Here is a 17,513-nt window from a genome sequence, read left to right as displayed (position 1 = left end):
GGCCAGACAAGGCTGAAAGCAAGTCGGTTGAGCGTGGATGGCAGGCATGCGAATTCCACGGAACCGACAGATTCGGATAGATGAGGGGAGCGAAATGAAATGACAGAACAAGCGGAGCTTCAAAGGACCCTATCTGCGGCGACCGGACAACCTGAGCCGGGCGCAGCTTCACCGGAGCTGCTATACTTAAACCGGGATGACATTGCGGCGCTGGGGGGAGGCTCCTCCCGGCTGTATACCGAGGCGCTGGAGGAGGCGCTTGCGCTGCATGCGCGGGGAGATTTCGTGCAGCCGTTAAAGCCGTATTTGCGCTCTGGCGGGGAAGGCGGCCACATTGCGGACCGGATCATTGCGATGCCGGCGTATGTAGGCGGCCAGGAGCCGGTGGCGGGAATCAAGTGGATTGGCAGCAAACACGACAATAAGCCGGTGCGCGGACTGGAGCGCGCCAGCGGGGTCATTGTGCTGAATGATGCGGAGAGCCATTACCCGATCGCGGTCATGGAGGCCGGGCTGATCAGCAGCATGCGTACAGCTGCGGTAACGGTGGTCGCAGTCCGCTACCTGGCCCGGACGAATTTCGCCGAGGTGGCCTGCATCGGCTGCGGCTTGATCGCCAAAGCTCAGCTTGTGTCGCTGCTGGAGCAGTATCCTCAAGTGCAGCAGCTGCACTTGTACGATCAGCTTCCCGGCGCTGCTGAGCGTCTGGCCTATACGCTGCGCGAGCTGTTCCCTGCTGTGGCCGTCCAACTTGCCGACAGTGCCGAGCAGGCAGTTCGCCAAGGCGAGGTGGTCATCACCTGCACCGTGTCGGATACGCCGTATATTCCGTTTGAGTGGCTGCGCAAGGGCGCATTTGTGAGCAATATTTCCATTATGGATGTGCATAAGGAAGCGTATCTGCTGGCAGATAAAGTGGTCGTTGACGATTGGTCGCAGTCGAACCGGGAGAAAAAGGTGCTGAATCAGCTGGTGCTGGAAGGGCGGTTCTCCCAGGAGCAGCTGCACGCGGAGCTCGGTCAGATCGTAATCGGAGCCAAGCCCGGACGCGAGCAAGCGGATGAAATTATTATTTTGAATCCGATGGGCATGGCGATTGAGGACATTGCCTGCGCCCGCCGCATCTATGCGGAGGCTATAAAGGAAGGAGCCGGAATCCGGCTTCCGTTGTACGGATAACCGCTGCTGCGGCAGCGTCAGGAGGGGGGAATCATCATGTCGCATCAACAGAAGCCGTCAGCTGCGGAAGCCGTCAGCTGCGGCGACTTGGCCCGGCGGTCTGCGCTGCGCGCTTTGCTGAACTGCTATTTGCGGGAAACGGGGCAATTCGACCCGCGCACGGCTGTAAACGCCCCGCACAGCGGAGCGTTTACAGCCGTGCTGCCAGCGACCGGCGTCAGCATTCGCGGCCATTTCCTTTATTTTTCCACAGCCGGGCAGCATGACTATGCGGAATCGTTTTACAGGCTGACCGGCAGCGGAGCAGCCAGGCAGACAGACCTGCACGCGCTGGACCCGGGCGAGTTGATCGGGCTGCTGCTGACGGAGGTCAGCAGCGACGAGCCTGATGAAGCGGTCCGGCAAGCGAGACAGCAGGAGATGCGGACGCAGATTGCGAACAGTATTCGCCGGACGGAGCGGTATTTGCAGCACGCGTCCCGGCCCGGCGCCCGCGACGCGGAGCTGAGTTATATCGGCTCGGAGCAGGCGCTCCGTTACGGGCATACCTTTCATCCGACGCCGAAAAGCTCGCAGGGCTTCACCGATGAGGAGCTGGAGCTGTATGCGCCGGAGCTGTCCGCGTCCTTCCGTCTCCGCTATGTTGCGATTGCGCGGGAGCTGGTCAGCGAGCAATGGGTAGAGTCTTATGAGCCGCAGCTGGAGCGGGACACGGAGCTTGCGCCGGAAGCCCGCCGCAAGCTGGAGCTGCTCGGCGACGGCTACAAGCTGCTGCCCGTACATCCGTGGCAATGGAGCTATGTGCAGGAGAACCGGTTTGTGCAACGGCTGCTGAAGCAGGGCAAGCTGGTGGATCTCGGGCTGCTCGGTCCGGTGGTGTACCCGACTTCCTCGGTACGAACGGTCTGGAACCCGCAGGAGGCGATGTTTTACAAGCTCCCGCTGCATGTTCGGATCACCCATTTTATACGGGAGAATACGGTCGAGCAGGCGCAGCGCACGATGGATGCCGCCCGAGTGGTCAAGCAGGCGGCTGCTGGAGCTGCGGCGCAATTGCTGCAGGCAGCCGACGGGCTGCATCTATTGCCGGAGATAGGCTACCGGACGATCAGGCTGAGCGATGTTTCGGAGACGGAGCGGCAGCAGCTGATGGCCAGCTTCACGGTCATTTACCGGCAAGGCGGGCCGCTCGCGGAAGCAAGCGAACCGGGCTACGTGCTGGCTTCGCTGCTGGAGCAAGCGCCTGAGGCGGCGGAGCCGCTGCTGGTTGCGGCTGTGCGGCGCTCGGCTGGAGGCAGGCTGCCCGATTGGGGCGAATGGCTCGCCCGCTATATCGAGCGGACGGCTTGGCCGCTGCTGCAGTTGTTCGCTGCAACGGGCATCAGCCTGGAGGCGCATCTGCAAAATTCGCTGCTGCAGCTGGAGCGGGGGATGCCGGGCCGGTTCTACGTCCGCGATCTGGAAGGCATCAGCGTCAGCCGGGAGCATGCCGTCCGGCTCGGCTGGACGCCCGGCCTGATCGCCGAGGACAGCCCGGTGCTGTATGCGCGGGACGAGGCCTGGCGGCGGCTGAACTATTATTACTTTGTGAACCATCTGGGTACGTTGGTGCCGACGATTGCCCGCTGCAGCCAGACTGAGGAGTCTATGTATTGGCGCGTCGTCCGCGCCAAGCTGGAGCAGCTGCGCTCCGCTGCTGCTGATGACGAGCAGCTGCAGGCTTTGCTGTCCGCTTGGCTGGAGCAGCCTACGATGCCGGCCAAGGCGAATTTCATCAGCCGGTTCCAGCAGCGGGGCGAGACGCCGGATTATGTGGAAATACCGAATCCGATCATGACAAGCGGGGTGACCGTATGACCAGCCAGCAGCTGGAATTACATGCGCAAAGCCATGCGGCAGAGCAAGAATACGCATTGCTGCACGGCGAGTCTTACAGGCAAGTGGAGCAGCGGCTGATCCGGCAGCTGCTCGAAGCTTTATTGTTCGAAGGGATGATTCCTTTTACCGAGCAGGCGAAGGAAGACCCGGATGCGACTGGCGGAGCAGGGACAGGGGATGCGGCAGCCGGGTTCGCTTCGGCGCAATGGCGTATGTTTACGCTCAACGGGAGTACGGCAGCCGGGCGGCATGTGAGCTACACGGTCCGAGGCCAACGCAAGCTGAGCTTCGGCCGCATCCGGCTGGACGCTGCTTCCTTGCGGCGGCTAGAGGCAGGCGCGGAGCCTGGCGTTGTCCGGCTGCCGAAGCTGCTGGAGGAGGTGCTTCGCCCGTTTGTGCCTGCAGACAGGCTGGCCGGGTTCCGGGAGGAGCTGACCCAGACGTGGCTGAAGGACACGCAGGCCCGTTCGGAGGCGTATACCGGCACAGGCGGAAATGCGCTTCCGTCCGTCCCGGCGGCGCAGCTCAGCTACGATGAGCTGGAGGCAGCCGTAAACGAAGGCCATCCCTATCATCCGTGCTACAAGTCGAGAATGGGCTTCAGTCTGGCCGACAATGCGGCCTACGGGCCCGAATTCAGACCGGCCGTTCGCCCGTTATGGGTGGCAGTGCATCGGGACGATTGCGCGCAGGCCTCGTCGGTGTCGGTGCAGGAGGAGACCTTTATCCGGGCAGAGCTTGGGGAAGCTGCCTGGGAGCTGTTTCATTCGCGGCTGGAAGCGGCAGGCGTACGGGCGGCAGATTACCGGCTGATCCCGGTGCATCCGTGGCAGTGGCGGGAGTCCACGCTGCGGACGTTTCATGCCGAGCTTGCGGAGCAGCGGCTTTTGCTGCTTGGCGAAGGGCCGGAGGCGTATTATCCGCAGCAATCCATTCGGACGATGGCGAACGCGGCTTCGCCGCTAAAGCCGTATGTCAAGCTGCCGCTGGTGCTGGTGAATACGTCAACCAGCCGTATATTGGCCAGACATACCGTGCTGAATGCGCCGCTCATCTCGGACTGGCTATCGCAGCTTCATGAAGCGGACAGGCTGAGCGGACAGGCGAATTATGTGCTATTGAAGGAGCAGGTCGGCATCGCCTACAATCACGAGCAGCTGCCGGAATCGCGCTGGAGTCAGGCGTACGGCACGCTGGGCGCGATTTGGCGCGAAAGCCTGCACAGCTACCGGGAAGCCGGAGAGGCGGCGGTTCCATTTAACGGGCTGTGCCATATTCAGGCGGATGGCGTACCGCTGATTGATCCTTGGGTGCGGCAATACGGCGTAGAGGACTGGACGCGGGCGCTGCTGGAGACCGCCGTCACTCCGTTGATTCATTTGTTATATGGACACGGGGTCGCTCTTGAAGCCCATGCCCAGAATATGGTGCTGCTGCATCGGCAAGGCTGGCCGTCCCGAACGGTGTTCAAGGATTTTCATGATGGCATCCGTTTTTCGCGCAAGCATCTCGTCGCTCCGGAGCTGTGTCCGGCTTTACATCGGCTGCCTGAGCAGCATGCGAAGGTTAATCCGAACTCCTTTATCGAGACGGATCAGCCGGAAGCGGTGCGCGACTTCGTGCATGATGCGTTCTTTTTCATCAATGCGGCGGAGCTGTGCTTCCTGCTGGAGGAGCGCTACGGCTTGCCGGAGGAGCAGTTTTGGCAGATGGCGGCCGAGACGATTCACCGGTATCAGCAGGAGCATCCGGAGCATGCGGCCCGCTTTGCAGCCTTTGATTTGTTCGTGGATACGATTCAGGTGGAGCAGTTGACGGCCAGACGGCTGCTCGGCGATACCGAAGTACGGCTGCAGCATGCGCCCAATCCGCTGCATCTGTACAGGTGAGACACGATGCTGCGGATTAATCGGGTTAAGCAGAAGCTGCGTGAGGGACAGCCGGTATTCGGGTTATTCGGCTCGATTCCTTCGCCGCTTGTCGTGGAAATGGTCGGCTGTGCGGGGTATGATTTTATTATCGTCGATATGGAGCATGTCGGTGTCAATCCGGAGACGCTGGAGCATATGATCCGAGCTGCGGAGGCTGTCGAGCTGACCGCGTTTGTCAGGGTCGCAGAGCCGAATCCGAAGCTCATTTTGCAGGCGCTTGATGCCGGAGCGATGGGCATTGTCGTGCCGCAGGTGGAGTCGGCGGAGCAGGCTGCTGACATCGTCCGGTCGTGCAACTATGCGCCGGAGGGGAACCGGAGCTTGAACAGCGGCCGGGCCGGCGTATTCGGTAAATACGATCTTCGTACGTATATCAAGCAAGCCAATGAGCAAGTAATGGTCATTCCGATGATCGAAAGCCGCGCCGGGGTCGAACAGGCTGCCGCCATTGCGGCTGTGCCGGGTGTGTCGATGATTCTGGAGGGAGCGGCGGATTTGTCGCAGTCGCTGGGCATCCCCTGGGAGACGGGAGCGCCGGCCGTGCGCGAAAGCTTGCGGCAGGTACAGGCGGCATGCCGCGAGCAGGGCGTCACGTATTGCGCCATTCCGCGCAGACAGGCAGAATATGCCGAGTGGCAGGAGCTTGGCGTGCGCGCCTTTGTGCTTGGTGATGAGCGCGGGGTTTCCTTCCGCGCGCTGCGCGCGCATTTGCACAGCTTCGCTCCAGAGATTGTATGAAATCAGATGAACAAATGACGGCAACCCTGCCGAGCCAAAGGAGCTGAGCCCTATGCTGCAAACCGCAGCAGAAACAAACGTCATTCCCCGGATCAGACAGTGGAAGGAAGCAAACCGCGAGCCGGTCAGCTTGTATGTGTACGACATGCGGGAGCTTCGGGAGCGTGCGGCCCGCTGCGTGCGCGAGCTGCCCGCCGGCTGCCGACTGTTCTACGCCATGAAGGCAAATCCGGCTTTGCCGATTCTTGAAAGCCTGGCCCCGATTGTGCACGGCTTCGAAGCGGCTTCGATCGGCGAGGTGCGGCGCATTCGGCAGGTCAGTGCGGACAAGCCGATCATCTTCGGAGGGCCAGGCAAAAAGGAGTCCGAGCTGCGTGAGGCGCTGGAGCTGCGTGTGATGCTGCTGCATGCAGAGAGCATGCTGGAGCTGCGGCGCATCTCGCAAATTGCGGGCGAGCTGGGCGTGACGGCCCATGTGCTGATCCGGGTCAATTTACGCGCCTCCTTCCCGGAAGCAACGCTGGTCATGGCAGGCAAGCCGACACAGTTCGGAATTGACGAAGCTGAGATCGAGCAGGCGATTTTGCTGGCGCAAGCTTTGCCGAATTTGCAGCTGGAGGGCTTCCACCTGCATTCGATCTCCAATAACCTGAATGCCGGGCTGCATGCGCGGCTGATTCGTGTCTATCGTGAGCGTGTCCGCCAATGGCAGGAGCAGTTCGGGCTGACGCTGCGTTACTTGAATGCGGGCGGCGGCTTCGGCATTTCATATACCGATCTGAGTCAGGTATTTGACTGGCCGCAGTTTGTGACCGAGTTGCAGCGGGAGATCGAGGAGCAGCCGCTGCCCGGCGTCGAAACGTTGTTTGAGCCGGGCCGGTACATGGTGGCGGCGTGCGGCTACTACGCGGCGGAAGTGACGGACCTGAAATGCAATCACGGCCAGCATTATGCCATTTTGCGCGGCGGCTCGCATCATTTCCGGTTGCCGGGCGCATGGCAGCACAGCCATCCGTTCGAAATCGTGCCGATGGAGTCCTGGAATTATGCGTACCCGCGGCCGGAAGTGCGGAATGTGAAGATCACAGCGGCAGGCGAGCTGTGTACGCCTAAGGATGTATTAGCCAGAGATGTCCAGGTTGAACGGCTGCGCGTCGGGGATGTCCTGCTGTTCCACTATGCGGGTGCTTACGGCTGGACGATTTCGGCGCATGATTTCCTCAGCCACGCGCATCCTGAGCATTTGTATCTGGAGCTGGATGAAGCTGGGTATTAAAGGGTGACGAGAGGAGCAGGACGATGCAAGGAACGGTGACAGGGCTTGGCAAGCAAGCGGCGGGCAACCCGCGGCTTGCGGTCGACAGCCTAGGGGAGCAGAGGGCGGTTGAAGCGATTTTGGCCGATCTGGTTAATGCGCTGCTGGCGGAAGGAATCTGGGAAGGGCAGCCAGCCAGCGAACTGCTGACGCCGAGCCAAGCGGCTGCCGAGCTGCGGAACGCAGACATGGACGCTGAGCTGGCGGCGCAGGTTGACGCCTGGCAGGCGGCAGACGGATGGTCTGTATGCCGCTGGTGGGTAAGTCGGGAGCGCGGGCATGCGGTGATCGTGCCAGTGCGGCAAGCCATTGTGCAGCCTCTCCGGTATGCAGCCGGCGGCGGGGTGTACGAGCTAAGCCGCCTGACCGTCGATTCGGCCGCGGCCGAATCCGGGACCGCGGGGAGCGGCGCAGCAGTTGCGGGCCGGATTGGACCGATTCGCCTGCTGGAGCTGGCGGCCGAGCGGGTGAACGGCTCCGCTTGGCAAGAGCGGGATGCAGCCGGGCAACCGACTGCCGCCGAACGGCTGCTTGCTTTGCTGGAGCTAACCTTGGAGCAGGCAGGCTGGGCCGCTTCCTTCGAAGCAAGCCGTCACCGCGTTTTGCCGGATGATCGCTGGTCGCTGGCCGAGCTGGAACGGCTGGCAGCGCTGCGCGACCGTCCGTTTCATCCGGTAGCCAAAGCAAAGGGCGGCTGGTCGTTTCAGGACTACGCTGCGTACAGCGCCGAGTCCGGCAGCACGATCCGGCTTGCCTGGATCGCGGTCGCCCGTTCCCGCTTCATTGCAGGCAAGTTAAGCAGCGAGCACGCCGAATATAGCGGGCAATCGCTGGATATCGGCATCGCCGCTGTCGCCTCCGGCTCTGCATCCCGGCCAGCGGAGCCAGCAGAGCTGCTGCTGAGCGAGGCGGAGCAGGCGCAAGTCGCGCAGGCGCTGCTGAACCGCGGGCTGTCGCCGGAGCGCTACATGGCGCTGCCGGTGCATCCGTGGCAGCTTGAGGCGATGCTGCCTCGCCTGCTGCCCGCCGAGCGGACGTCCGGCGTCTGGCTGCCGCTGGAGACAGAAGCCGGAGACTTCCTGTCGACGGCGTCGTCCCGCTCGCTCGCTCCGCTGGACGGCGGGGCGAACCATATCAAGCTGCCGCTCGGCATCGTCTCGCTGGGAGCGGTTCGTTATTTGCCCGCTGTTCATATGATGAACGGCGACCGTGGACAGCGGCTGCTGGAGCAGACGCGGGCGTGCGATCCGGTACTGCGCGAGCAGTTGGCCGTTTGCGACGAATCGAATTGGTGGGCGTACGTGCCGGAAAATCGGGATTTGTTCGCCGATCCGCCCCGGCATCTGTCGGCGCTTGTTAGGAAATATCCGGCCGAGCTTATGACGGCGGAGGACGTCAATCTGCTGCCCATGTGCGCGCTGGCTGTTCCGGCTGCCAGCCCGGAGGAGCATCCGTTTGAGCGGTGGAGCAGGCTGCGGCATGTTTGGGAGTCGGCGGAGCGCCCGGCAGATGCTCAGGGTACTCAAGGCGGGCAGCTGCCGGAGCTGGAGACGACAGCGCTACGCAGGCCGAAGCAGCCGGGAGCGTCGAAGCAGTTGGAAACGTCGGATCAGCCAGCAACGTCGAAGCACCTCGCAGCATCCAAGCTGGCGGAGGCGGACATTGTGGCGCTGTTCGGCGAAGTATGCCTGCATTTTCTCCATATCAGCCTGCGGCTGTTCAAGCTTGGTGTGCTGCCGGAAATTCACGGGCAAAATGTTGTGCTGGTGCTGCGGAGAGGGCAAGTTGCCGGGCTGCTGCTGCGCGACTTTGATTCCACGCGGCTTCATCTCCCCTGGATGGAGCAGCAGCAGTTAGATGACCCCGCGTATGTGATGAAGCCGGGTTACCCGAATTCGCTTTACAACGAAACGCCGGAGAAGCTGCTTGCTTACTTGCAAACGCTGGGCATTCAGGTCAATCTGTACGGCATTCTGGAAACGTTGGCCAGCCGCTACGGGATCGCGGAAGCGAGCTTGTGGAGCGTCATGCGCGACCGGTTGGAGGAGGCGATCCATCTGGCTGAGCTGCCGGAGGCTGTTCGCGAGCTGGTGGAGGAGCAGCTGCTGCGCCAACCGCAATGGTCGTGGAAAAACTTGATCCAGCCGCTGCTGGAGCAGCAGGGCAGTCCAACCGGCAGCATGCCGGCCGGCTTTTCGGAGGGCGTAAATCCGTTTCGGCAGTTAAGTCAACTGGACGTATAAATGAAGTTAAGGATATAAGAAAAAAACCAGCCATGGAGCGGCTCTGCGCTGCAATTCCAGGCTGGTTTTTCGTTGTTTTCATCCGCGTTGCTAGAAAATCGGGGACAGCAGCCGGGCGCACGGCTCGCGGAATTTGTGCAGCAGCGGCCGGTTTTGGTAGGCGATTGGCGTCAGCCAACGGCTGCGTTTCATATCCTGCTCGAAGACAAGCCGCAGCTTCTCGGCGGTTTCCGTATCATAGATGAACGCATTGACTTCGAAATTGAGCTTGAAGCTGCGAATATCGACGTTGGCTGTGCCGACGGAAGCGACGCGCCCGTCCGCGACGATCGTTTTGGCATGAATAAAGCCGGGCTCGTACAAATAACATTGCACGCCAAACGGCAGCAGCTCGCCGATATAGGACATTGACGCCCAGTAGACAAGCTTGTGATCCGGCTTGGCCGGCAGCATAATCTTCACGTCCACCCCGGACAAGGCGGCCATTTTCAGCGCGGTAATCAAGCTTTCATCGGGGATGAAATAAGGCGTTTGCATATAAATGTAAGACTTCGCGGTTACGATCATTTTGATATACGCGTTTTTGATCTGCTGCCACTCGGAGTCGGGCCCGCTTGATACGATCTGCATGCCGACTTGACCCGGATTGACCGCTAATGGGAAATAACGCGGCAGCAGGTCGATTTCCTGCCGATTCGCAAGCGTCCAGTCCAGAAAAAACAACGCCTGCATATGCAGGACGGACCCGCCGGAAAGCCGCAGATGCGTATCGCGCCAGTACCCGAACCGTTTGCTGAGGCCGAGGTATTCATTGCCGACGTTGAAGCCGCCGATATAGCCGAGCTTGCCGTCGATAATCGCCAGCTTGCGGTGGTTCCGATAGTTCACCCGGAGGTTGAGATACGGGATACGCGACGGAAAGAAGGCGGCGACTTCGCCTCCGGCCTGCCGCAGCTCATGAAAAAAGCTGCGCGGCAGCGAGGAGCAGCCGATCGCGTCATACATAAGCCGGACGACGACGCCTTCGCCTGCTTTGCGGGTCAGCGCCTCCAGCAGCCGGATGCCGAGCGAGTCGGGACGAATGATGAAATACATCAGATGCACATGGTCCTTCGCCTGGCCGATGTCGTGCAGCAGCGCGTCGAATTTGTCTTTGCCGTCGGTGTAAATATCGACTTCGTTGTCCTGGGTATATAGGGCGTAAGCGCTCGACAGATTCATATAAATCATATCCTGGTAATTGACGATGGCTGAATCACGGTAAGGAATGCGCTCCTGGCGCAGGTCTTCCTTCTGCTGCTCGACAAGCGCGTCGACGATTTGGCGGTCGCTGTCGTTTTTCAGCTTGTACATTTTACGGCGGCTCAAGTTTTGGCCCAAAATGAGATAGAGCAGAAATCCGACGCCCGGCAGGAAAAAAAGCACCATCAACCACGCCCAGGTGACGCCGACATTGCGCCGTTCCAGAAAAATGACCGTGACCGCAAGCAAAATATTCAAGATCGGGATTAACAAGGCGTAGCCTTCATGGATGAATGTATACAACGCGGGAGCACCTCGGCTTTCACGAAGACGTCCGTCTGCCGGACGAGCTACTTTCCCATCATAATACAAGATGCGCCCGAGGGAAAGGCGCCGGGCCGGGACGGCAGGCTAGCAGTCCGCAGGAAAAACAAGACCGATCTGCCGCCGGGCCTCATCCATCACATTCATCGTTTGCAGCGAGTGCAGATGACTGTTTACAACCGATTCGCGTTCCCCGCGCTCCAAAATGCCGATAAACTCCCGCAGCTCGTAGACCATCGTATGCTCATCCTGCGGCCGGGAAATATCGGTTCGCGAGCCGTCGCGGAGGCAAAGCTCGACCCGGCCGGGCTGGCCGATTTTGTCGATAAGCAGACTGCCGTCCTCGCCCTGAATCTCGGAGGGCAAATACGAATTGGCGATTTTCGCATGCAGGATGACCGCTTCCATCTCGGGATAGCCGAGCAGCAGGCCGCCTTCGCCGTCAACGCCGGATTCGAGCAGCAGACCGTTTGCCTGGATCGTTTGCGGCGGGCCAAACAGGGTGATCAGCGGGTAAATGCCATAAACGCCGAGGTCCATCAGCGACCCGTTGGAATAGGCCGGATTAAAGGCGTTCAGCACGGTGCCTTGCTTGTAGGCGTCGTAGCGGGACGAATATTGCCCGTAATTGGCAACGTAGCGGCGAACGCGGCCGATTTGCGGCAAATGCGCGCGGATGGCGTCGAAATTCGGCAGCAGTGTTGTTTTGAGCGCCTCCATCAGCAGCACCTGATGCGTGCGAGCTGTCTCGATCATCGCCTGAATTTCCCGCGAGTTGGAGGCCAGCGGCTTCTCGCAGAGCACATGCTTGCCATGGCGCATGCATAACATGGCTTGCTCCGCATGGAGGGAGGTCGGGCTGGCGATATAGACGGCGTCGATATGCGGGCTGTTCGCAAACGCCTCCAGGTCCGTATAGCTGTGGGCGGCTCCCCAGGCGGAGGCGAAGTCGCGTGCGCGCTCGGCGTTGCGCGAGTAGACGGAAGTCAACTCGAAGCCGTCAGCGAGCCGGGCCGCCTGCAGGAAGGCCTCGGTAATCCAGTTGGTGCCGATGATGCCAAATCTGATCATAGGTAGATGGTCCTTTCGTTCATGTGGTAGGTCCCTTTGATTGTACCCTAAACCTTCGACCGATTAAACGGGCCTGCCGAAACGGATCGTGTTATAATGAAACAAATCAGGAAGCTGTGCCTGTACCGGGCTGCGAATGAACGTAAAGGAGAGTCACGCGATGAGGATACAATCCGAGCCGTCTGGACGGCAAACAGAGCTGCAGACGTCTGGCAACGATCGCCCGCTGCCGCAAGGCCGCGTGCTGATCGTAACGGCAGTGGAGGCGGAGCGCGATGCGGTGCTGCGCGGGCTGCGGCAGCGGGAGGCGGACCGCTTCGAGGTGATGGCGGCAGGCGTCGGCCCCGCCGCTGCGGCGGCAAGTACAGCCGCCGTGCTGGCGGCTGCGCCGGGCGTATACGGGTTGGTCATCAGCGCCGGGATCGGCGGCGGCTTCGCCGGGCGCGCGGACATCGGCGCGCTGGCGGTGGCGAGCGAGATCATCGCCGCCGATCTGGGGGCCGAGACGCCGGAAGGGTTCCGCATGGTGGACGAGCTGGGCTTTGGCTCTGCGCGCGTTGCCGTCGCCGGAGAAGCCCGCCGGGTGGCGGCGGCGTGGACCGAGGCGCTGCAGGCGGCCGGGCTGCGGGCTGCATTTGGCCCGGTGCTGACGGTCACCACGGTGACCGGGACGGCGGAGACCGCCGCCGAGCTGGCGGGGCGTGTGCCCGGCGCGCTGGCTGAGGCGATGGAGGGCTACGGGGTGGCTACGGCCGCGCAGCAGCAAGGCGTGCCTGTGCTTGAGCTGCGGGCGATTTCCAATGCCGTCGGCCCGCGGGATCGCGCGGCTTGGCGGATCGGCGACGCCTTGCAGGCGCTGGAGGCGTCCAGCGCTTTATTAAGGGAGGTTATCGAATGAACATTGCTTATTCTCCGTGTCCGAATGACACGTTTGTTTTCCATGCGCTGGCGCACGGACTGGTGCCGGGCGCGCCTGAGCTGAAGGTAACCTTCGCCGATATTGATGTAACGAACCGGCTGGCAACTAGCGCCGAAGGGCTGGACATTATGAAAATATCGTTCGCAGCGCTGCCATGGGTATTGTCGGATTACGCGCTGCTGCCTTGTGGCGGCGCGCTTGGCCGCGGCTGCGGGCCACTGGTGCTGCAAGCGGGAGATGCGGCCGTCCATGGAGCGGCCGGACTGTCAGGCCGCCGCGTAGCGGTGCCGAGCGAGCGCTCCACCGCCTATTTGCTGTTCCGCCTGTGGGCGGCGCAGCATGTGCCGGGCGGCGTTGGCGACATTGTCGTAATGCCGTTTCACGACATTATGCCTGCGGTGCGGGACGGGCGGATTGACGCCGGGCTGGTTATCCATGAAGCGCGCTTTACGTACGCTTCGTATGGGCTGTCGCTGGTGACCGATCTGGGCAGCTGGTGGGAAAGCGATACGGGGCTGCCAATTCCGCTCGGCGCCATTATTGCCCGCCGCGGGCTGGACCGCGCCGCGATTGCAGGCTGGATTCGCCAGTCGGTCGAATACGCCTGGGCGCATCCGGAGGCGTCGCGGGAATATGTGCGCTGTCATGCGCAGGAGATGTCGCCGGAGGTGACCCAGGCGCATATTGATTTGTACGTGAACGAGTTCACGGCCGATCTCGGCGCAGACGGTTACGCGGCGATTACGGCGCTGCTTGGCCGGGCAGCGCAGGAAGGATTGGTGCCGCCGGTCGATCCGGCCGCACTGCGATAGTCCGCCGGTATGGGCTGGACGATTGCACTGTTTCTGCTTGCAGGGCTGGCCGAAATCGGCGGTGGGTACCTGGTGTGGCTTTGGCTGCGGGAATCGAAGCCGCTTTGGTACGGCATTGTCGGCAGCGTGGTGCTTGTCGCTTACGGAGTGCTGCCGACCTTGCAAAGCTTTCCGAGCTTCGGCCGCGTTTACGCGGCGTACGGAGGCGTATTTATCGTGCTGGCGGTGCTGTGGGGCTGGATGGTCGATAAAAAGCTGCCGGATTTGTATGACTGGATCGGGGCGGCCGTCTGCATCGTCGGCGTTTCCATCATGCTGTGGGCGCCGCGCGGATAAGGGAGCTTAGCCACCCAAACTTAGGGGAACGAAGCGCCGCAACCCGAAACACATCCAGGTTCGCGCATGGATTTATCCAACATTGTCTATTTGGCAGAGGGGAGGGAAGCAGATGACAACAGCAACAGCGGAGCAGGTGGCCCAGTGGATGCTGGACGAGGTGAAAAATGCCGGGATTTTACGCCAGACCGACGCCGTGACTTACATCCGTGAGCACTACGGCGACGGATTTATTTATGCGCATGAGAACGGCCATGAGTCGATTGACAAAGAGGTTAAGAAGCTGTTTAAAAAAATGCACAAAGGTCGCGTAGCCTGGGACCGGGACGGATTTTTCTGGGGCTGGACGTAAGTCGTAAGCCGGCCGAATGAATGGCAGACGAATGCCGCTCGCCGCGAGTCAAGGGCGGACAAATGCCGTCCGCCAACCCAAATAAAGCAGTTCAAGAGCACAACCTGAAGCTATTTCGTTTTCAGGTCCTCAATCGAATTGATGCCGTCCATATAAGCCGGAACGACAAGTCCAAGCTTGGTGCCGCTCAGGTTCGGCCCGAGGTCTTCGAGCTTGCCTGCGTATTTGTCAAAATAGTCCTTATGTGTCGTCGGCAGCCAGGCGGCGACCATCGCGTCAGCGCTGCCGTCGGCAATACCGGCCCACATCGGGCCTGCCTCGACCTGCAGCAAGTCAACCTTGTAGCCAAGCTTTTCTTCCAGCACAATTTTGACGACATTTGTGCTGGCGATTTCGGAATCCCACGCCACGTAAGCGAGCTTCAGCTTTTTACCCGCCTCCGGAGCAAGCCCCTTTACCCAAGCGTCAACCTTGGCCGCATTGTCCTTCACCCACTGCGCGGCCGCTTCCTCAGGCTTCTTGCCTTCGGTGATGGCCGACATCACGACAGCCATCTCATCCGCCGTCCACTCGAAATTATCCAGCATCGCGTAAGCGGAAGGAGCGTCCTGCTTGAGCCCGTTGCGGGCGACCGTATGAATTTGCTCATCCTGGCCAAATGTACCCTTCGGATCTACCAGGTATTTCAGCTCATACTTGGCAAACATCCAATGAGGCGTCCAGCCGGTTACGATAATCGGTTTTTTGGCCTTGTACGCTTTGTCTAGCGCGGCCGCCATCGCGGCTCCGGAGCCTTCGACAAGCTTCCAGTCGGTCAGCTCGTAATCCTTGATCGCCTGCGCACTTTGCTTCATCAGACCTGCACCGGGGTCGATTCCGATAATTTCATGCTTGACCTGCGCACCTATGGTTGTGGTTGAGCCACCTGCGCCGCCCGTCGCTGGTTCCCCCGCAGGGGCAGGGGCTTCCTTCGTTCCGCAGCCGGCCAGTACCAGCATACCCGTCAAGCTTGCAAGCAGCAGCGAATGCATCGCACGTTTTTTCTTCATCTGTTTATACACTCCTTTTTTTCTTCATCACATGCTGGGTGATCCGGTCCAGTAAAATCGCTAATACGACGATCGCAAGCCCGGCTTCAAAGCCTTGCCCGGTTTTGATCTGGGTGACCGCCCGGTATACGTCTGCGCCAATCCCTTGCGCGCCGATCATCGACGCAATGACAACCATGGACAACGCCAGCATGATCGTCTGATTGACGCCGGCCATAATCGAGGGCAGCGCCAGCGGGAATTGCAGCTTGAACAGCTTCTGTCCCGGCGTGGAGCCAAAGGCGTCAGCCGCCTCCACGAGGTCGTCGGCGACCTGCCGGATACCGAGATTCGTCAGCCGGATCGTCGGCGGCACGGCAAAGATCACCGAAGCGATGACGCCTGGCACAACGCCAAGGCCGAAAAACGTGACCGCCGGAATCAAATAAACAAAGGCCGGCATCGTCTGCATAAAGTCGAGCAGGGGCGTGAACACGCTTCTCGCCTTGTCGTTTTGCGCGCACCAGACGCCAACCGGGACGCCGATCACAATGGAGATCAGCGCTGACGTCATCACAAGCGCCAGCGTATCCATCGTGTTGCTCCAGAAGCCGAGATTTTCAATCAGCAGCAAGCCAAGCGCCGCGAAGACGGCAAACGGCCATCTGCCCAAGTAATAAGTAAGTGCGGTAATCAGCACGATGAGCACCAGCGCCGGAGGAAAGTGAAAGGCGAAGGATAAGCCGTTTACGATTCCTTCAATGACAGTCGAAACAGCCTCGAAAAATAAAGATAGGTTTGTGCCAAGCCAATCTACCGCGGCTTCGACCCACTCAGCTAAGGGCAGCTTCGGCATCATGTGTCCTCACCTCTTCCTGATCAGGCGGCGCATCCTGAACGATGGCGGTCGGCGACTGCTGCTGGACGGGATGTCCAGCCAGCGCTCCGAGCACGGCGCCGCGAACAATTACGCCGAGAATACGCCTGTTTTCATCGACGACGCCCACCGGATATTTGGACGTGCCGCACACCTCAAACAATTCATGCAGCATTTGCTCGGGCGAGACGACAGGCACATCGGCAATGACGATATCCGCCAGACTGCTGCCATCCCGCACAGCCGCAGACGCATCCTCCGCTGTGATGACGCCGAGCAGCTTTTTGCCGCGATCCACGACAAACAGGTTCGAAATGCCACTCTCACGCATCAATTGCAGCGCAACCCGCGGTCCCCGGTCGAGGCTGATCGTTTCCGGCCGGCGCATGACCGAGGAGGCGGTCAGCACCTTGGACAAATCAACATCCTCTACGAACCGCTCTACATAAGCATTGGCCGGGTTCATCATAATGTCCTCCGGCGTGCCGATCTGGACAACGCTGCCGTCCTTCATCAGAGCGATCCGGTCCCCGATCCGCAGTGCTTCGTCCAGGTCATGGGTAATGAAAATAATCGTTTTCTTCATGGTGTTCTGCAGCTCAAGCAGCTCATCCTGCATATCCTTGCGGATCAACGGGTCAAGCGCGCTGAACGCTTCGTCCATCAATAAAATATCCGGGTCATTGGCCAGTGCGCGAGCGAGGCCGACCCGCTGCTGCATACCGCCGCTCAGCTGCGAAGGCAGGCTGTCCGCCCACTCCTGCAGCCCGACGAGCCGCAGCGATTCCAGTGCCTTGGCGCGCCGCTGCTTACGTTCCATGCCCTGCACCTCCAGGCCGTATTCGACATTCTGGGCGACAGTGCGATGGGGGAATAACGCGAACTTCTGGAACACCATGCTGATCGTCTTCCGCCGTACCTGGCGCAGCTCATCGGCGTTCAGCTTGACGATGTCCCGGCCGTGAATGTTGATTTGTCCCTGCGTCGGCTCAATCAGCCGGTTCAGCAGCCGGACAAGCGTCGATTTTCCGCTGCCGGACAAGCCCATAATGACGAAAATTTCACCCGGCTCGACGGAAAAGCTCACCTCGTTAACGCCTACCGTATGCTTTGTTTCTTTGTAAATACGCTCCTTCGACCACTTCTGCTGCAGCAGCGGAAGCGAGGATTCGGGATCAGGTCCGAATATTTTCGTCACCTGACGTACATCAATGATAGCCACAAGCTCACCCCTCTTGGTTTGAGTTCATCTCTCGTGTCCTTTTAAG

General features: G+C 60.5%; 15 protein-coding genes. 10 read left to right on the top strand and 5 right to left on the bottom strand.

Annotated features, from left to right (window positions below; all coding sequences use genetic code 11):
• Nucleotides 1–99 precede the first annotated feature (99 nt).
• Genes sbnB through AC6ROY_RS07090 form a run of 6 tightly spaced genes read left to right on the top strand, consistent with a single transcriptional unit; the run spans nucleotide 100 to nucleotide 9,284 of the window.
• A complete protein-coding gene (gene sbnB, locus AC6ROY_RS07115; RefSeq protein ID WP_500099469.1) occupies nucleotides 100–1,179 on the top strand; it encodes a 2,3-diaminopropionate biosynthesis protein SbnB in 1,080 nt (359 codons plus the stop codon).
• Nucleotides 1,180–1,215: 36 nt separating this feature from the next.
• Complete coding sequence (locus tag AC6ROY_RS07110; RefSeq protein ID WP_500099468.1) at nucleotides 1,216–3,036, top strand: IucA/IucC family protein; 1,821 nt, start codon at nucleotides 1,216–1,218, stop codon at nucleotides 3,034–3,036.
• Entirely contained in the window at nucleotides 3,033–4,946 is a 1,914-nt protein-coding gene (locus tag AC6ROY_RS07105) for an IucA/IucC family protein (RefSeq protein ID WP_500099467.1), read from the top strand. Before AC6ROY_RS07110 ends, AC6ROY_RS07105 begins: the two co-directional genes overlap by 4 nt.
• Before the next feature lie 6 nt (nucleotides 4,947–4,952).
• The gene (locus AC6ROY_RS07100) at nucleotides 4,953–5,726 is read left to right on the top strand and encodes an HpcH/HpaI aldolase family protein (protein ID WP_500099465.1); all 774 of its coding nucleotides are present in this window, start codon (nucleotides 4,953–4,955) and stop codon (nucleotides 5,724–5,726) included.
• Nucleotides 5,727–5,778: 52 nt separating this feature from the next.
• Complete coding sequence (locus AC6ROY_RS07095; protein ID WP_500099464.1) at nucleotides 5,779–7,002, top strand: type III PLP-dependent enzyme; 1,224 nt, start codon at nucleotides 5,779–5,781, stop codon at nucleotides 7,000–7,002.
• Nucleotides 7,003–7,025: 23 nt separating this feature from the next.
• Nucleotides 7,026–9,284 carry an IucA/IucC family protein gene (locus AC6ROY_RS07090; RefSeq protein ID WP_500099463.1) on the top strand — a complete coding sequence of 753 codons (2,259 nt, stop codon included), beginning with the start codon at nucleotides 7,026–7,028 and terminating at the stop codon, nucleotides 9,282–9,284.
• Between the two features lie 90 nt (nucleotides 9,285–9,374).
• Here AC6ROY_RS07090 and cls read toward each other — a convergent pair whose 3' ends face one another.
• Both cls and AC6ROY_RS07080 read right to left on the bottom strand, forming a co-directional pair.
• Nucleotides 9,375–10,829 (bottom strand): cardiolipin synthase, encoded by a 1,455-nt coding sequence (gene cls, locus AC6ROY_RS07085; protein ID WP_500099462.1) that lies wholly within the window; start codon nucleotides 10,827–10,829, stop codon nucleotides 9,375–9,377.
• A 108-nt stretch (nucleotides 10,830–10,937) separates the two neighbouring features.
• Nucleotides 10,938–11,921 carry a Gfo/Idh/MocA family protein gene (locus AC6ROY_RS07080; RefSeq protein WP_500099461.1) on the bottom strand — a complete coding sequence of 328 codons (984 nt, stop codon included), beginning with the start codon at nucleotides 11,919–11,921 and terminating at the stop codon, nucleotides 10,938–10,940.
• A 160-nt stretch (nucleotides 11,922–12,081) separates the two neighbouring features.
• Between AC6ROY_RS07080 and AC6ROY_RS07075 the strand changes: the two genes are divergently transcribed.
• The 4 genes from AC6ROY_RS07075 to AC6ROY_RS07060 all read left to right on the top strand — a co-directional run bounded on the left by AC6ROY_RS07075 (nucleotide 12,082) and on the right by AC6ROY_RS07060 (nucleotide 14,340).
• The gene (locus AC6ROY_RS07075) at nucleotides 12,082–12,819 is read left to right on the top strand and encodes a futalosine hydrolase (protein ID WP_500099460.1); all 738 of its coding nucleotides are present in this window, start codon (nucleotides 12,082–12,084) and stop codon (nucleotides 12,817–12,819) included.
• Nucleotides 12,816–13,652 carry a 1,4-dihydroxy-6-naphtoate synthase gene (locus tag AC6ROY_RS07070; RefSeq protein ID WP_500099459.1) on the top strand — a complete coding sequence of 279 codons (837 nt, stop codon included), beginning with the start codon at nucleotides 12,816–12,818 and terminating at the stop codon, nucleotides 13,650–13,652. Before AC6ROY_RS07075 ends, AC6ROY_RS07070 begins: the two co-directional genes overlap by 4 nt.
• A gap of 9 nt (nucleotides 13,653–13,661) precedes the next feature.
• Nucleotides 13,662–13,988, top strand: a complete 327-nt coding sequence (locus AC6ROY_RS07065; protein ID WP_500099458.1) for a YnfA family protein — start codon at nucleotides 13,662–13,664, stop codon at nucleotides 13,986–13,988.
• A gap of 112 nt (nucleotides 13,989–14,100) precedes the next feature.
• Nucleotides 14,101–14,340 (top strand): DUF6953 family protein, encoded by a 240-nt coding sequence (locus AC6ROY_RS07060; RefSeq protein ID WP_500099457.1) that lies wholly within the window; start codon nucleotides 14,101–14,103, stop codon nucleotides 14,338–14,340.
• Nucleotides 14,341–14,450: 110 nt separating this feature from the next.
• On the opposite strand, the gene AC6ROY_RS07055 is transcribed toward AC6ROY_RS07060, so the two are convergent.
• From AC6ROY_RS07055 to AC6ROY_RS07045, 3 genes are read right to left on the bottom strand one after another with little or no spacing between them, the layout of a single operon-like run.
• Nucleotides 14,451–15,389, bottom strand: coding sequence for a glycine betaine ABC transporter substrate-binding protein (locus AC6ROY_RS07055; protein WP_500099456.1), 939 nt, complete (start codon nucleotides 15,387–15,389; stop codon nucleotides 14,451–14,453).
• A gap of 4 nt (nucleotides 15,390–15,393) precedes the next feature.
• Nucleotides 15,394–16,227 carry an ABC transporter permease gene (locus tag AC6ROY_RS07050; protein WP_500099455.1) on the bottom strand — a complete coding sequence of 278 codons (834 nt, stop codon included), beginning with the start codon at nucleotides 16,225–16,227 and terminating at the stop codon, nucleotides 15,394–15,396.
• Nucleotides 16,202–17,467 (bottom strand): quaternary amine ABC transporter ATP-binding protein, encoded by a 1,266-nt coding sequence (locus AC6ROY_RS07045; RefSeq protein WP_500099454.1) that lies wholly within the window; start codon nucleotides 17,465–17,467, stop codon nucleotides 16,202–16,204. The genes AC6ROY_RS07050 and AC6ROY_RS07045 overlap by 26 nt, the downstream gene beginning before the upstream one ends.
• Nucleotides 17,468–17,513: the final 46 nt, after the last annotated feature.

Source organism: Paenibacillus sp. sg306046 (genome assembly GCF_059821225.1).
The sequence above is the reverse complement of the archived record's forward strand: the minus strand, read 5'-3'. Positions and strand labels throughout refer to the sequence as shown.

Coding starts and splice junctions, on each gene's coding strand:
- AC6ROY_RS07105 (WP_500099467.1), top strand. CDS start 3,033: ATGACCAGCCAGCAGCTGGAATTACATGCGCAAAGCCATGCGGCAGAG.
- sbnB (WP_500099469.1), top strand. CDS start 100: ATGACAGAACAAGCGGAGCTTCAAAGGACCCTATCTGCGGCGACCGGA.
- AC6ROY_RS07075 (WP_500099460.1), top strand. CDS start 12,082: ATGAGGATACAATCCGAGCCGTCTGGACGGCAAACAGAGCTGCAGACG.
- AC6ROY_RS07065 (WP_500099458.1), top strand. CDS start 13,662: ATGGGCTGGACGATTGCACTGTTTCTGCTTGCAGGGCTGGCCGAAATC.
- AC6ROY_RS07100 (WP_500099465.1), top strand. CDS start 4,953: ATGCTGCGGATTAATCGGGTTAAGCAGAAGCTGCGTGAGGGACAGCCG.
- AC6ROY_RS07110 (WP_500099468.1), top strand. CDS start 1,216: ATGTCGCATCAACAGAAGCCGTCAGCTGCGGAAGCCGTCAGCTGCGGC.
- AC6ROY_RS07095 (WP_500099464.1), top strand. CDS start 5,779: ATGCTGCAAACCGCAGCAGAAACAAACGTCATTCCCCGGATCAGACAG.
- AC6ROY_RS07070 (WP_500099459.1), top strand. CDS start 12,816: ATGAACATTGCTTATTCTCCGTGTCCGAATGACACGTTTGTTTTCCAT.
- AC6ROY_RS07050 (WP_500099455.1), bottom strand. CDS start 16,227: ATGATGCCGAAGCTGCCCTTAGCTGAGTGGGTCGAAGCCGCGGTAGAT.
- AC6ROY_RS07090 (WP_500099463.1), top strand. CDS start 7,026: ATGCAAGGAACGGTGACAGGGCTTGGCAAGCAAGCGGCGGGCAACCCG.
- AC6ROY_RS07060 (WP_500099457.1), top strand. CDS start 14,101: ATGACAACAGCAACAGCGGAGCAGGTGGCCCAGTGGATGCTGGACGAG.
- AC6ROY_RS07080 (WP_500099461.1), bottom strand. CDS start 11,921: ATGATCAGATTTGGCATCATCGGCACCAACTGGATTACCGAGGCCTTC.
- AC6ROY_RS07055 (WP_500099456.1), bottom strand. CDS start 15,389: ATGAAGAAAAAACGTGCGATGCATTCGCTGCTGCTTGCAAGCTTGACG.